Source organism: Elioraea sp. (genome assembly GCF_051860475.1).
Classification (GTDB): Bacteria; Pseudomonadota; Alphaproteobacteria; order Acetobacterales; family Acetobacteraceae; genus Elioraea.
The window spans coordinates 1-14764 of sequence record NZ_JBHYDW010000116.1; the positions used below are offsets into that span (position 1 = coordinate 1).

The window sequence follows — 14764 nt, forward strand, 5'->3', positions numbered from 1 at the left end:
CCACCACCGTCCTGACCGACTGGATGGGCGCGCGCGGCGTGCCGTTCCGTCTCGTCGGACCCGATCCGACACGACCCAACATCCTCGCGTGCGTCGAGGGCGCGCGCTCCGGCCGGCACCTCGTGCTGAACGGGCATGTCGATACCTTTCCCGTCGCGGGCGCCGAGCGTTGGCGCCATGACCCGCTGGGCGGCACGATCGCCGACGGCAAGGTCTTCGGCACCGGCAGCAGCGACATGAAGCAGGGGACGGCCTCGATGGTCGCGCTGTTCTGCTGGCTGCACGCGCTGCGCGATCGCCTCGCCGGCACGCTGACGCTCACGGCGGTATCGGACGAGGAGACCTTCGGCCCGGCCGGTGCGCGCTTTCTGGTCGAGCACCACGCCGAGGAGGTGCTGGGCGACTGCCTGCTGAATGCCGAGCCGGGCGCGCCGACGACCGTGCGCTTCGGCGAAAAGGCGCCGCTCTGGTTCGCGATCGAGGTCCAGACCATGGGCTGCCACGGCGCCTACACGCACAAGAGCCCGAGTGCCACCAAGATCGCCGCGGCGATCATCGGGGACCTCGCGGCGATCGAGCACGCCCCGTCGCAGCTTCCGCCCGAGGTCGCGGCCGCGATCGCCGCCGGCGCGGAGGAAATCGATCGCGTGCATCTGCCGGGGGCGGCGCGCACCATGGGCGCGGTGACGCTCAACATCGGCTGCTGGAACGGCGGGACGCTAGTGAACATGCTGCCAGGTCATTGCCGGATCGAGGCGGATATCCGCGTGCCCTGGGGCACGCGCCCGGCGGACCTGATCGCGCGCGTGCGCGACATCGTCGCGCGCCATCCCGCGGCACGGATCGAGGTGCTTTTCCAGCAGGAGCCGCGCTGGTCCGACCCCGCCCATCCGATGGTGCGCCATATCCAGCGCAACGCAGCGGCCGTGGCGGCCTGGCAGGTGAAGCCGATCCCGAGCCTCGCCGGAACCGATGCGCGGCTTTGGCGCGAGCGCGGCGTGCCGGCCTTCAGCTACGGCACCACCGCGACCAATGTCGCCATGCCCGACGAGCACACTGACATCGACGAGTGGCTGAGGGTCGTGCGCGTGCACGCCCTCTCGGCGCTTGACTATCTGACCGGGGAGGACCGCGCGTGACGGCGCTGGAACAGGATTTGTTGGCCGAGATTGACCGCCGGCGTGACGAGTTCGTCCGCTTCTTCCAGAACCTCGTCCGCATCGCGACACCGAATCCGCCGGGCGAGACGCGCGCGGCGGCGCGCTTCCTCGGCGCTTTCCTCGACCGCCATGGCCTCGCCTACCAGACGATCGACCCCCAGCCGGAATGGCCGAATCTGGTGGCCGACCTGGCGCTCGGCGGGCCCGGGCGGCATCTCGTGCTGAACGGCCATATCGACGTGTTTCCCGCCGGCGAGGATGCGCGCTGGCGCCATGGTTCGCCGTGGTCCGGCGCGATCGAGGACGGGCGGCTCTACGGCCGCGGCAGCGCGGACATGAAGTGCGGCACGACCGCGTCCTTCATCGCGTTCGCCCTGCTCGCGCGGCGCCGCGACCGGCTTGCCGGACGGCTCACGCTGACAGCGGTGTCCGACGAGGAGACCGGCGGGCGCTGGGGCACCGGCGATCTGTTCGCCCACCACCCGGACCTCGTCCGCGGCGATTGCTGCCTGAACGGTGAGCCGTCCTCTGCCTACACGGTACGCTACGGCGAGAAGGCGCCGCTCTGGCTGGTCTTCACCGTCCGCGCGCGGGGCGCACATGGCGCCTACGTCCACCTGTCCGACAGCGCGACCAAGATCGCCGCGGAGCTGATCGAGCGGCTCGAGGCTGTGACCGCGCTTCGTCCCGAGATGCCGGAGGCGGTGGCGCGGAATCTTGCAGATCCGGTCGTGCGCAACGCGCTCGAGACCGGGCTTGGCGCCGGTGCGGGAGACACGGTGGCGTCGGTGACGCTGAACATCGGCATGATCGAGGGTGGGCTGAAGACCAACATGATCCCCTCCGAATGCCGTGTCGAGGCGGATATCCGATTGCCGGTCGGCGTCCCCAAGCGGCGCGTGATGCGGATGGTGCAGGAAATCCTGCGCGACTTCCCGCAGGTGACGGTCGAGGAACAGTCCCTGCCGGAGGAGGAGGGCGCGAACTGGTGCGACCCCGAAGGCGAGATGCTGCGCATCATCCAGGACACGGCGACGCGCATCGCCGGCATCCGCCCCGCGCCGGTCATTACCCTCGCGGCGACCGACGCCCGGTTCTGGCGCAACGCCAGTATCCCCGCCTACATCTACGGTTGCGCCTTCGATCTGGTCGGCACCTACGACGAGTCCGTCGCCATCGAGGAGTTCCTGAACGTGGTTCGTGTCCATACGCTCTCGGCGGCCGCGTATCTGGAGGCACGATGATCGGGATGGACACGCTCTCACGGGAGCTTCTCGATCGGGTCGATGCCGGGCGCGACCAGGCGCTCGGCCTGCTCCAGGCATTGCTGCGCGCCCCGTCGCCGAACCCGCCCGGCGACACGCGCAGCGTTGCCGATCTGATCATCGCCACGCTGCGCGGAGCAGGCATTGCACCGCAGGTGTTCTCCCCGCACCCTAAGATGCCGAACGTCGTCGCGCGCTTCGACGGCGCGCGCCCGGGTCGGCACCTGGTGCTGAACGGCCACATGGATGTCTTCCCGGTGGCCGAGCACGAGTGGTCGCGCGGGCCGTGGAGCGGCGAGATCGCTGATGGCCGCATCTACGGCCGCGGCGCCTGCGACATGAAGGGCGGACTCGCCTCGCTGCTCGCTGCCTTCCTGCTCCTGCACGCGGTGCGTGACCGTCTGGCAGGCCGCGTCACCTTCACCGCCGTGTCTGACGAGGAGACCTTCGGCCCCTGGGGTGCGCGCTGGATGTTCGAGCACCAGCGCGACCTGATGCTGGGCGACTGCCTGCTCTCCGGCGAGCCGTCCTCGCCCCACTGCGTCCGCTTCGGCGAGAAGTCGCCCTACTGGGTCGCGATCACCGTGCGCACGCGCGGCGGGCACGGCGCCTACACCCACGCCTCGGCGTCGGCGAACAAGATCGCCGCGCGCATCTCAAAGGCGCTGGAGGAGGTGACGAGGATCCCTGTGCGCGCACCCGACAACCTTGTGGCGATGTTCCGCGACCCTGACATCGCGCGGCAGATCGACGAGGGCTGCGGCGCCGGCCATGCGGCGGTGATCCCGGAGGTGACGCTCAACATCGGCCGCATGTCGGGCGGGCTGAAGATGAACGTGCTGCCCTCGGAATGCCGGATCGAGGCCGATATCCGCCTGCCGGTGGGCCTGACGAAGGACGAACTGCGCCCGCATGTCGCGCGCGTCCTCGCTGAGTTCCCGGAGGCGACCTGGGAGGAGATCTCCCCGCCCGAGGACGCGCCGAACTGGTCGGATCCCGACGGCGAGATGATGCGCATCCTCTCGTGCACGGTGCAGGACCTCGGTCGTCGCGCGCCCGTGCCGGTGATCACGCTCGGCGGCACGGACACGCGGCTCTGGCGCCATCACGGCGTACCCGCCTATGTGTACGGCCCTTCACCCGAGTCGATGGGTGCCGCGGACGAGTACATCGTGGTTGAGGACTTCGTCCACATTCTGCGCACGCACACACTCGCCGCCGCGCGCTACCTAGCTGCCTGGTCTGGGGAAGGACGATGACCTCCGATCACGCCGCACGGCTGCTCGCATGGATCGAGCAGGATCGCGACCGCATCATCGCCTTCCTGCAGGACTTCACGCGCATCGACACCTGCAATCCGCCCGGCGACACGCGGGGAGGCGCGGCGCTGATCGCGCGGTTCCTCGACGCGCACGGTCTTGCGTTCCGCACTATCGCGCCGAAGGAGGACAATCCTAACCTGGTCGCCACTGCATCCGCCGCGGCGCCACGGCGTCACCTGGTGCTGAACGGACATATCGATGTCTTTCCGATCGGCGATCGCAGCCGCTGGACGCGTGATCCATTGGGCGGCGAGCTCGCCGATGGGCGTGTGTGGGGACGCGGTACGGTGGACATGAAGGCCGGCACCACGGCCTCGCTGTTCGCCTATCTCTACCTCTCGCGGCTGATCGGCGATACGGCGGGGCGTATGACGCTGACAGTCGTGTCGGACGAGGAGACCGGTGGGCGCTGGGGCGCGGAGTATCTCACCGAGCATCTGGGCGCCGAGGTGCTGGGCGACTGCGTGCTGAATGCCGAACCCTCATCGCCCCACACGCTGCGCTTCGGTGAAAAGTGCATGTTCTGGCTCACGCTGAAGGTGCGCACCAAGGGCGGCCACGGGGCCTACCCGCATCTCTCCGCCAGTGCGACGCGCATCGCGGCGAACCTGATCGTAGCGCTTGCGGAGGTCGAGACGATCCGCCCTACGCTGCCGCCACATGTCTCGGCTCTGCTTGCGCGGCCGGAGGTGATCGACGCCTATGACCGAGGCCTGGGCAGGGGCGCGGCCGAGGTCGCGCAGCGCGTTACGTTGAACATCGGCACGCTGTCGGGCGGCGTGACGGTGAACATGCTGCCCGGCGAATGCGACATCGGCGTCGATATCCGGCTGCCGCCGGGCGTGACATCGGCGCAGATGATGGACGCGGTGCAGCGCATCTGCGCCCGGTTCCCCGAGGTCAGCATCGAGCTGCCGCCGCGCACCCCCGTCGATCCGACACTATCGGAGCCGGCGCACCCGATGGTGGGGATCCTGCAGGACACGGTCGAGCGCCTGGCGGGATACCGGCCGGCACCGGTGATCTCGCTCGGCGGGACCGATTGCCGCTTCTGGCGCCGGCGCGACGTGCCCGCTTTCGTCTACGGCCCCTCACCGGAAGGCATGGGCGGTACGGACGAGGGTGTGCGTGTCGACGAGTTCCTGCACGTCGTGCGCACGCACACCTTGGCGGGTTGGCAGTGGCTCAGCGGCGCCCAGCCAGCGGGTGTGCAATCGGGTTGACGTCTGGTTCGTCGGCGGCTCGCGCGGACCTCGACAGCAGGGTGTCGATACCAGATAGCTGCCCGCAATCCGTAGGGATGATGAGGGCCCACCGCGAGGTCAGCGCCTCTCATCCTTCCGCCACGCCGCAGATCTCCAGAATGGCCAGCAGGTAGATGCGGATCATGTCGAGATAGTCGGGAATGTCGACGCGCTCGTCCGGCATGGTGTTGTAGCGCCCGCCCGGGCCGCAGACCACGCCCTCCATGCCGGCTTCGTGCTTCAGATGCGCGGCATCGGTGCCGTAGAACCCGGGCGGCAGGATCGCGCCCGTCGGCTGGTCGGTGCCGCGCACCATCCAGTAGGCGCGGTTCACCGCCTGCACGATCGGCGAGTCACGCGCAACCTCGAAGGTCGGCATCATCGGCCGGCCGACGAGGTGCTCGGGTGTGAGCGTGGCCTTCAGCCCGGGGAAGCGGCGTTCGAGGTCGTCGAGCACCGCGCGCATGTCGGCGAGCACCTGTGCCTCGCTCTGTCCGGGCGCGTAGCGCGCCGAGCCCCTGATGCGCACGAAGTCGGCTACCTGCGGCGGCCGCCACTCGGCGAGATCGTGCCCGAGCGCGCCGTGCACCACGCCGACATGGCAGCGGTTGATCGCGAGGTGCGCCTCGCTTGGCGCGCCCGAGAAAGTCATCGCGTTCAGGCGCGGGATCAGCGCGCAGGCCGCCGTGATGGCATCCACCGCCTCCTCGCGCTTGGAGAGGTGGCGGGTGATGCCGGTGAGCTCGATGATGAAGGTGAAGGCGGCGGCGTGCATGGTCAGCGCCTGAAGGTCGGTCGGCTCGGCGTTGATGAAGTAGTCCGCGCGCAGCCCGTGGCGGATCGCGGCGAGTGTGCCGACCCCTCCCTGCAGTTCGCCCACCACGTAGGTCAGGATCACGTCGCCCTTCAGCCGCATGCCGGCGTCGATCAGCGTCTTCACCGCGCAGAAATAGGCCGCATCCCCCGCCTTCATGTTGGAGACGCCGATGCCGTAGATGAAGCGGTCGTCGATCACGCCGCCGACCGGATCGACGGTCCATCCTTCAGTCACTGGATTGGTGTCGACATGGCCGTTGAACATCAGGCTCTTCCCGCCGCCCGTCCCCCGCCAGGTGCCGATCGCGTTCGCGCGTTCGCCCTCCACCGTCTGGAGCTCGGTCTCGAGCCCGAGTTCGCGCATCCGCTCCGCCATGAACTCGACGATGCGCCGCTCGCCCGGCGTCTGGGTGTGGCTGCGGTGGCGCACCATATCTGCGAGGAGATCGAGGCTCGCGCGCTCGTCCACGCGGCGGATCAGGTCCTCAGGCGACATGGCTGCTTCCTCCTGTCTCGAGCCGCGGCACCGCGGCGATCAGTTCGGCCGTGTAGGGATGGGCGGGGCCGCGCGCGGCAAGCGTCTCGACATCGATCGTCTCGACAAGCCGGCCGCGATGCATCACCGCGATCCGGTGCGCGATCTGGCGCACCAGGTTGATGTCATGGCTGATGAAGAGATAGGCGACGCCAGTCTCGCGCTGGAGCTCGACCAGAAGCCGCACCACCGCCGCCTGCACCGAGACATCCAGCGAGGAGGTCACCTCGTCGCAAATCACCAGGCGCGGCCGCGGGGCGAAGGCGCGCGCGATCGCCACGCGCTGCTTCTCCCCGCCCGAAAGCTGGTGCGGGTAGCGGTCGGCGAACTCGGCCGGCAGGCGCACGGAGTCGAGCAGTGCGGGCACGGCCTGCGCCGGGGTGCCGCCGCCGTAGAGCCGCAGCGGGCGCGAGAGGATCTCGCGCACGCGCTGGCGGGGGTTGAGTGAGGAGTCCGGGTGCTGGAAGACGATCTGCACCTGGCGGCGGTACTCACGGTCCATGCTCGCCGCGCCAGCGATCGCGCGCCCGCCGACCATGAGCTGCCCCTCGAACGCCGCGAGGCCGGTGAGCGCACGCGCGAGCGTCGACTTGCCCGAGCCCGACTCGCCGACGATGCCGAGGATCTCGCCCGGCCGCAGCGCCAGGCTCACCTCACGCGCCCCCATCACCTCGGTGCTGCGTCGCCCGAACAGTCCGGCGAGCAGGCTCGGCCGGCCGTAGCGCACCGTGATCGCCTCCGCCTCGACGAGTGCGGTATCCGCCGAAGGCGCGATGGTGACGAGCCGGCGGGCCGGATCGGGAACGGCATCGACCAGCCCGCGCGTGTAGTCGTGGCGCGGGGCGGAGAACACCTGCCGCGTCTTCCCCTGCTCGACGATGCGGCCGCGATGGATCACCGCCACACGCTGCGCGAGCGAGGCGACGATCGCGAGGTCGTGCGAGATGTAGAGCGAGGCCACCCCGGTCTCCATCTGGAGGGTGGCGAAGAGGTCGAGGATCTGGCGCGCGGTGATGACGTCGAGCGCGGTGGTCGGCTCGTCGAACAGAATGCAGTCGGGCCGGCAGGCGAAGGCGGTGGCGATCACCACGCGCTGCTTCTCCCCGCCCGAGGCCTCATGCGGATAGCGGTCCAGCATCGCCTTCGGGTCACGGAGGCCGACATGGGCGAAACTCGCCTCGGCCTCCGCGCGCGCCTGCCGCGGCGAAAGTCCGCGATGCACCTCGAGCGCCTCAGTGATCTGCCGCCCGAGCGTCAGCGTCGGGTTGAGCGAGGCCGAGGGGTCCTGGAACACCATGCCGATGCGCGCGCCGCGGAGCTTTGTCAGCGCCGCCGGCGGCAGCGCGCGCAGATCCGTGCCGGATAGCCGGATCGTGCCCGCCCGCTCGATCGCGTTGGGTGCGAGGTAGCGCATCACCGCCCAGGCGAGCGAGGTCTTGCCGGAGCCGGACTCGCCCACGAGCGCCACCACCTCGCCGCGGCTGACCGTGAGCGAGACGTCATCGAGCGCGCGCACCGGGCCGGCCCGCGTGGCGTAGTCGAGCGTATAGCCGGCGATCTCCAGCGTCGGCGCCGCGCTGTCGTCCGTGACGCTCATGTGCGCGGGTTCAGCGCGTCGCGCAGTCCGTCGCCGAGTAGGTTGAAGCCGATCGCGACGAGCGCGATCGCAAGCGCGGGCCAGAGGATCATCCAGGGGCTGAGATGCATGAAGCGCCGCGCCTCGCTCACCATCAGCCCCCATTCGGAGGCGGGCGGCTGCGCGCCGAGGCCGAGGAAGGAGAGGGTGGCGAACAGCATCACCGCGAAGGCGACACGGATGCTCATCTCCACGACGATCGGCGCGATCACGTTCGGCAGCATCTCGCGCAGCACGATGTAGGCGGTCCCCTCGCCACGCGCAATCGCCGCGCTCACGTAGTCCTGCCGGCGCACGGCGAGCGCCACAGAGCGGGTAATGCGCGCCATGCCGGGGGTGAAGGCGACGGCGATGGCGAGCACCGCGTTCTCGGCGCCGCGCCCCAGCACCGAGACGATCAGCAGCGCGAGCAGCAGCGACGGCAGCGCCATCACGGCATCGACCGTGCGCATCACCGCCTCGTCGATCCGCCCGCCGAGATAGGCCGAGGTCGTGCCGATCAGCGCGCCGGCGAGCGTGCCGAGCACGGTCGCGAGCATCGCCAGCAGCACGGTCGCGCGCGCGCCGGCGAGCAGCCGGCTCAGGATGTCACGGCCGAGCTGGTCGGTACCGAGCCAGAACTCGGGGCCCGGCGGGCGGTAGCGGCGCAGCGGACTCAGCGCCTCGGGGCTGTAGGGCGCGAGCGCCGGGCCTGCGAGCGCGATCACCAGCACCAGGGCCACGAGCGCGAGCCCGACCGCACCCTGCGGCGTGCGAAGCAGGCGGCGGACGAGGTCAGCCATACTGGATGCGCTTGTCGAGCGCCGCATAGGCGAGGTCGGCGGCGAAGTTCATCAGTCCGTAGGTCGCGGCCATCACCAGGGCGCCTGCCTGGATCATCGGCAGATCGCGGTTCTGCACCGCGACGATCAGCAGCCGCCCGATCCCGGGGATGGCGAAAATCTCCTCCACGACGATGATGCCGCCGAGTACGTAGCCGACATCGAGCGCGACGATCGTGATGGTCGGCAGCAGCGCGTTGCGGAGCGCATGTCGGCGCAGCACCAACCGCTCCGGCAGGCCCTTCAACCGCGCGGCACGCACATAATCGGTGTGCAGCGCGTCCACCATCTCCGAGCGCACCATGCGCGAGACGTGTGCCACCATGATCAGCGAGACGGTGGACACCGGCAGCACGAGATGCAGCAACGCGCGGCCGGGATCCTCCGTCAGCGGCACGTACCCGGTGGCGGGAAGCCAGCCGAGGATGTCGGCGAAGACCAGGATCGCGAGCGTGGCGGTGACGAACTCGGGCAGCGAGATGCCGACATAGGAGACAAGCCCGAGCCCGACATCCGCAGCACCGCCGCGCCGCACCGCCGCGACGATCCCCAGCGGCACTGCGACCGCGAGCATCAGCGCGATCGACAGCGCGGCGAGCAGCAGCGAGCGCGACAAAGCCTCGATCACCTGCGGCAGCACCAGCAGGCCGTTGCGCATGGATGTGCCGAAATCGCCGGTGAGCACGCCTCCAAACCAGCGCAGGAACTGCATCCAGACGGGGTCGTTCAGCCCGAGCCGCTCGCGCAGCGCGGCAAGCTGCTCATCCGTCGCCGCCTCGCCCATCACCATGACCGCGGCATCGGCCGGCAGCACCTGGGTGATGCCGAACACGAGGATCGACACCACCAGCAGGGTATAGAGGATCAGGAGGACGCGACGGGCGAGGTAGCGCCCGGACATCTCCGCTCAGCCCCGTCGCGGCGCCCCCTCGCCGAGCCACACATGGTCAAGCCGGAACACGGCCCCGCGCGGGTGCAGCCCGAACCCCTGCACGTAGGTGCGCTGGGCGGCGAGCAGATCGAAGAACACCGGGATGATCGAGGGCACCTCGCGGTGCATCAGCATCTGCGCCTCGCCGTAGAGCTCGCGCCGCTTCGCCTGGTCGACGGTCGCGCGCGCGGTCTCGATGAGCCGGTCGAACGCGGCATTGTTCCAGCGCGTCTCGTTCCAGGTCGCGTTCGAGGTGTAGAGCAGCGAGAAGATGCCGTCCGCGGTCGGCTGCATGTTGTAGAAGCCGATGTAGAAATTGCCCTTGCGCCACACCTGCTCGAGATAGGTGGCGTGCGGCATGGTCTGCACCTCAAGCTCGAACCCCGCGGGCCGCGCCATCTCGCGCAGCGCGACCGCGAACTGGGTGCGCACGGCCGGCCGGTCGGAGGCGATCAGCGTCGCCTTCAGCCCGTTCGCGTGCCCCGCCTCGGCGAGCAGGCGCTTCGCCGCCGCGATGTCGGGGCGCTTCAGCGGGATGTCGCGGTAATAGAGGTAGGCGGAGTTGAGCGGCGTGTCGTTGCCGGGCGTGCCGTAGCCCTCGACCACGAAATCGACCATCGCCTGGCGATCGACCGTGAGTGCAAGCGCTTGGCGCACGCGCATGTCGTTGAAGGGTGCGGTGTCGCAGCCGAAGTTCAGGTTGCAGAACTGGCCCGAGGGCGTGCGCAGCGCCCGCACGCCGCCCGCGCGTTGGAGCCGCGCGTACTCGGTCGGCAGGGCGAGCATCATCTGGTCGGTGTCGCCCGCGATCAGCGCCGAGCTCTCGGCGGTCGGGTCGGGATAGACCACGATCTCGATCCGCTCCAGATACGGCCGCGCACGGTCGTAGTAGGCGGGGTTGCGCGCCACCACGACCAGCCGCTCGGGTTCGTAGGAGACCAGGCGGAATGGTCCGGTGCCGACCGCCTCGCGATCCAGCCGCTTCAGCGCGTCGCCCTTCGCGAGCGAGGCGGGGATGATGCGGGCATTGGTGTAGGCGAGCATCACCGGCAGATCGGCATAGGGAGTGCGCAGCGTGAATACGACGCGGCGTGGACCCTCCGCCGCCACCTTGGCGATCGGGCCGATGTTGTTGCGCGCGGGCGAGGCGGTGGTCGGATCGAGCATCGCCTCGAAGGAGGCGACCACGTCGGCGGAGGTGCAGGGTGAGCCGTCATGGAAGGTCACGCCGTCGCGCAGCACGAAGGTCCAGGTGACGAGGTCGTCGCTCGCCGACCAGGACTCGGCGAGGTCGGCCTCGGGCGTCATGTCGGTGGAAAGCCGCGTCAGTCCGGAGTAGAGCAGCTCGGCCAGGAGGTATTCGGGATTGACGCGCGTCAGCAGCGGATTGAGCTTGGCCGCCGCCTGATCGACGCTGAGCCGTAACGTTCCGCCGCGCCGCGGCGTGGCCTGGGCCACGGCACCGCGCGGCAGGGCGAGCGTGGCGCCGAGCGCGGCCGTACCGGTGAGCAGGGAACGGCGCGAGGTGTCGGTGGTCATGGCTCGGGTCCTCCTCGAGGGATCGGTAGGTCGGCAAGATAGACGAGCAGAGCACGCGCGAGCGCGGTCACGTCCTGGATGGTGGTGAACTCGTCCGCGGCGTGGACGTGGTTGTCGGGTCGGGCGAGGCCGCCGAGCAGGATCTCGCGGATGCCGGCGCGCTGCACGAAACCCATGTCGGAGCTCGACGAGGCGCCCCAGCGGCGAAACGATCCAGGATCCCAGCCGAAGCCCCAGGCGAGCGCTGCCTGCCAGCGCGGCCAGAACCGTCCGGGCGCATCGGGGTCGATCACCGGGTCGAGCCGGCCGGCCACGGCAGTCGTGACGCGCGCCCGGCTCTCCCGGGCCGCGTCGGCGACCGCCATTTCCAGCTCGGCCTGCGCCGCCTCCATCGTCTCCTCCGGCATCACGCGCCGGTTGACGAGGATCGTGCACAGCCCAGGCAGCGCCGAGCCCTTGGCCCCGCCATGAATCGCAGTGACGTTGAGCCGTGCCGTGAGCGGCCCGGCACGATGCGGCGGCGCAGGCAGGGCGGAGACACGCGCTTCGACGCGCTGCTTCAGCGCCGCCAGCGCCGCGAGGATCGGCAGCGCGGCCTCGACCGCGTTCACCGCCTCGGCAGTCGGATCGCCGGAATGCGCCGCCCGCCCCTCGATGCGGATCGCGAGGTCGAGACTGCCGAAGCAGCCGGCCCAGAGTCGCGGTACCGCGCCGCCGTTCAGGCAGATCAGCTGCTCGCCCTCGATCATGCCCTGCTCGGCGAGGTAGCGGACCCCCGGATAGAGCCCGCCCTCCTCGTCGGTGCAGAACAGCAGTACCGGATCGAGCGCGAGCGGGACGCCTTCCGTCCGCGCTGCGCGCAGCGCGGCGAAGATCGCCGCGATCGTGCCCTTCATGTCAGCGGTGCCGCGACCGTAGAGCCGGCCGCCCTCGCGTGTCAGCGCGAGCGCCGGACGCGTCCAGCCCTCGCCCGGCGGCACGGTGTCGGTGTGCACGTAGATGCCGCAGGCGGGGTGCCGCCGCTCGGCCGGTTCGGCGATCAGGTTGATGCGTGCGCCCTCGGCTTGGCTGCCCTCGGCCTGCCAGAGCGACGGCGGCGCCTCGACGCGGCGGCAGCGGAAGCCGAGCGGGGTGAACGCATCCTGCAGCAGGTCGGCAAAGGCGGCATAGCCCGCGCCCGGAGGGAAGCACGTATCGGCCGCGATCAGGCGTTCGAGCAGCGCGATCCAGGCGGGCTGCTCGGCCGCGATACGGCCCGCGGCACACTCCAGCGCACTCCGTTCGACTTGCGTGTCGATTGCGGCGCCCCCCATTTCTCTATAGAAGTGTAGTGTGCGCAGCCAACCCCGGCCCCTGTCAAGCGATACCGCCTCGGAAACCCGCTTCGCGCCGCTGCACGAGCGGCTGAAGCGCCAGATCTCGGAGGAGATCCTGATGGGACGCTGGGCACCGGGCGCGGTGCTGCCCGGCGAGGTCATGCTCGCGCAGCAGTTCGGTGTCGCGGTCGGAACGGTGCGGCGCGCGCTCGGCGACCTGGTGGCGGAGGGGCTGCTCACGCGCCGTCCGCGCGTCGGCACCGTCGTGACCGGGCGCAGCCCCGAGCATTCGCTGCGCTTCTTCTTCCGCTACTTCCGCCTGCATGGCGCCGATGGATCGCTCAAGCGATCGCGCGCGGTGGCATTGGCGCTGGAGCAGATTCTGGCCGGGACCGAGGATGCGCGGCGGCTCTGCGTCGCACCCGGCACAACACTGCTCCGCCTGACGCGTCTGCGCATGGTCGACGGCGCGCCCGTGATGATCGACCTCTATCGGATCCCGGCCGCGCGTGTGCCCGCGTTCCCACGTGCACCGGCGACGGTGCCGGAGCTGCTGTTCCTCCACCTGAACGAGGCCTATGGCATCCGCATCACCGCAGTGCGCGAGGAACTCGCTGCCGAGCCCGCGACGGAGGAGGACCGGCGCCTGCTCGCGCTGGGCGACCCGGCAGCCGTGCTGGTGATCGAGGCGACGGTGTTCGATCAAGCGGGCAGCCCGGTGCTGCTGACCACGCAGCGTGCCTCGACAGCGGCACACCGCTACGTCAACGAAGTCAGCTAGATGTCCTTGCTATGGAGGTTGTCCCTCCGGGGCTGAGTTGGTTGGCTGTGGTTGCCACACCGTCAACCGCCCACTCAGAGCCCCAGATGGACGCCCATGAGAATGCCCGAACCACGCCGCTGGGTCGAATGCTGATGGTCGAGCGACTGCGCTCCGGCTGGTCGCGGCCGCCGAGGAGCAGCGATCGTATGAGCAGCCCGAACCTTGCCGTCCCGCACGTGGCTGCCGCCCAGGCGCAGAAGGAGGTCACCATCAACCAGGCGGTCGACCTGCTCGACTGTGCCGTGACCGACGTGCTGACCGTCGATCTTGGCGCCGGCGACGTCGCGCTCACCGCCGAGCAGTACCGCCGCCAACGGGTGTTCCCCGCCTCGGGCGCCACCGTGCCGCGCACGCTCACCCTGCCGCAGATCCGGCGGGAGGCCGCCATCGACAATGCCGACGGGAGCGATGCGCTCACGGTGGCGCGCGGCGCCTAGTGGCCGAGCTGTCGCACAGCCGATTGGTCGTGCGCGCATCGAGCCGGCGCCTGCTCGCCGGAGTCCGAACTCGGGGATCGGCCAGTCCATGCGGGGGCTGACGAGGCGGCATGCCGTCGGCTGACCGAGTTGTCTGGCAACAAAGCCTCCGCCAGCGGTCTTGCGAATGCCGCGATCGCGCCGCCGATGACCGCGACTTTGCTCGGCTTCGGGATCCGGGGCCGCGCTTTGCCGATGACGGTCACGCACCGGCCAGGCCGGGTTCCATGCACGCTCAGCGCGGAAGCTTGCGCCCCTCGGCGGCACAGGCGATCAGATGCGCGAGCACAGCAGCGCGCGGCACGATCGAGGACACCTCGACCGTCTCGCGCCGGCTGCATGTGTCGTGCGCCACTGCGCCGAGCCCGTCCAGCGTCGGCACGCCGAGCCCGGCGGCGAACGAGCCGTCCGACCCGCCGCGCGCGATCACGTCGTGGACCGGCTGGCCGAGTGCGGCGCAAGCCTCCTCGGCCCAGGCATAGAGCCCACGCGTGCCCGCGCTGGTCGGGAAGGGCGGTCGGCCGAAGCCGCCGGCGATCTCCACCGTCACGCGCGGGTCAGCGGGTGGGTGCGCGGCGATCGCGCGCACGTCGGCGAGTAGCGCCTCGGCGCTGGCGGCGTCCGGCGCGCGCAGGTCGAGATGGATCTCAGCGTCACCGGGCACCACCTGGCGCGCGGCACCGCCGCGGAAGATCCCGACTGTCGCGGTGAGCCCGCGCGACGGATCGGTCAGCGCCTCGAGCGGGCCGACTAGTGCTGCGAGTGCCGAGACCGCCGAGGCGCCGTGCTCGCGATAACTGCCGCAATGCGCGGTCACGCCCGTCGCACGGAGATACACCGCGCCGACCGCGCCGCGCCCCACCACTACCCCGCCACCCGG

At 70.3% G+C, this 14764-nt stretch carries 13 protein-coding genes; 6 read left to right on the forward strand and 7 right to left on the reverse strand.

What is annotated here, in order from left to right:
* From ACTIFU_RS17550 to ACTIFU_RS17565, 4 genes are all read left to right on the forward strand, one after another.
* Positions 1-1139, forward strand: a 1139-nt coding sequence (locus tag ACTIFU_RS17550) for a M20/M25/M40 family metallo-hydrolase (protein WP_439579612.1), incomplete at its 5' end; no start/stop codon positions are given.
* On the forward strand, positions 1136-2404 hold the full coding sequence (locus tag ACTIFU_RS17555; RefSeq protein ID WP_439579613.1) for a M20/M25/M40 family metallo-hydrolase: 1269 nt from the start codon (positions 1136-1138) through the stop codon (positions 2402-2404). The genes ACTIFU_RS17550 and ACTIFU_RS17555, both read left to right, overlap by 4 nt.
* Positions 2405-2409: 5 nt before the next feature.
* Positions 2410-3684 carry a M20/M25/M40 family metallo-hydrolase gene (locus ACTIFU_RS17560; protein WP_439579614.1) on the forward strand — a complete coding sequence of 425 codons (1275 nt, stop codon included), beginning with the start codon at positions 2410-2412 and terminating at the stop codon, positions 3682-3684.
* On the forward strand, positions 3681-4970 hold the full coding sequence (locus ACTIFU_RS17565; protein WP_439579615.1) for a M20/M25/M40 family metallo-hydrolase: 1290 nt from the start codon (positions 3681-3683) through the stop codon (positions 4968-4970). The genes ACTIFU_RS17560 and ACTIFU_RS17565 overlap by 4 nt, the downstream gene beginning before the upstream one ends.
* 109 nt (positions 4971-5079) lie before the next feature.
* Here the strand turns inward: ACTIFU_RS17565 and ACTIFU_RS17570 are convergent, their stop codons facing one another.
* Genes ACTIFU_RS17570 through ACTIFU_RS17595 form a run of 6 tightly spaced genes read right to left on the reverse strand, consistent with a single transcriptional unit; the run spans position 5080 to position 12582 of the window.
* Positions 5080-6303: a M20 family metallopeptidase gene (locus ACTIFU_RS17570; protein WP_439579616.1), complete on the reverse strand. Its 1224-nt coding sequence runs from the start codon at positions 6301-6303 to the stop codon at positions 5080-5082.
* Entirely contained in the window at positions 6293-7939 is a 1647-nt protein-coding gene (locus tag ACTIFU_RS17575) for a dipeptide ABC transporter ATP-binding protein (RefSeq protein ID WP_439579617.1), read from the reverse strand. Before ACTIFU_RS17575 ends, ACTIFU_RS17570 begins: the two co-directional genes overlap by 11 nt.
* On the reverse strand, positions 7936-8760 hold the full coding sequence (locus ACTIFU_RS17580) for an ABC transporter permease (RefSeq protein WP_439579618.1): 825 nt from the start codon (positions 8758-8760) through the stop codon (positions 7936-7938). The genes ACTIFU_RS17575 and ACTIFU_RS17580 overlap by 4 nt, the downstream gene beginning before the upstream one ends.
* A complete protein-coding gene (locus ACTIFU_RS17585; RefSeq protein ID WP_439579619.1) occupies positions 8753-9700 on the reverse strand; it encodes an ABC transporter permease in 948 nt (315 codons plus the stop codon). Before ACTIFU_RS17585 ends, ACTIFU_RS17580 begins: the two co-directional genes overlap by 8 nt.
* A gap of 6 nt (positions 9701-9706) precedes the next feature.
* Complete coding sequence (locus ACTIFU_RS17590) at positions 9707-11269, reverse strand: ABC transporter substrate-binding protein (protein WP_439579620.1); 1563 nt, start codon at positions 11267-11269, stop codon at positions 9707-9709.
* Positions 11266-12582 (reverse strand): M20 family metallopeptidase, encoded by a 1317-nt coding sequence (locus ACTIFU_RS17595; protein WP_439579621.1) that lies wholly within the window; start codon positions 12580-12582, stop codon positions 11266-11268. The genes ACTIFU_RS17590 and ACTIFU_RS17595 overlap by 4 nt, the downstream gene beginning before the upstream one ends.
* 19 nt (positions 12583-12601) lie before the next feature.
* Between ACTIFU_RS17595 and ACTIFU_RS17600 the strand changes: the two genes are divergently transcribed.
* Both ACTIFU_RS17600 and ACTIFU_RS17605 read left to right on the forward strand, forming a co-directional pair.
* Complete coding sequence (locus ACTIFU_RS17600) at positions 12602-13366, forward strand: GntR family transcriptional regulator (RefSeq protein WP_439579622.1); 765 nt, start codon at positions 12602-12604, stop codon at positions 13364-13366.
* A 188-nt stretch (positions 13367-13554) separates the two neighbouring features.
* On the forward strand, positions 13555-13845 hold the full coding sequence (locus tag ACTIFU_RS17605) for a hypothetical protein (RefSeq protein WP_439579623.1): 291 nt from the start codon (positions 13555-13557) through the stop codon (positions 13843-13845).
* Positions 13846-14119: 274 nt separating this feature from the next.
* Here the strand turns inward: ACTIFU_RS17605 and ACTIFU_RS17610 are convergent.
* Positions 14120-14764: M20/M25/M40 family metallo-hydrolase (locus ACTIFU_RS17610; RefSeq protein ID WP_439579624.1), on the reverse strand; the 645-nt coding region annotated here is incomplete at its 5' end.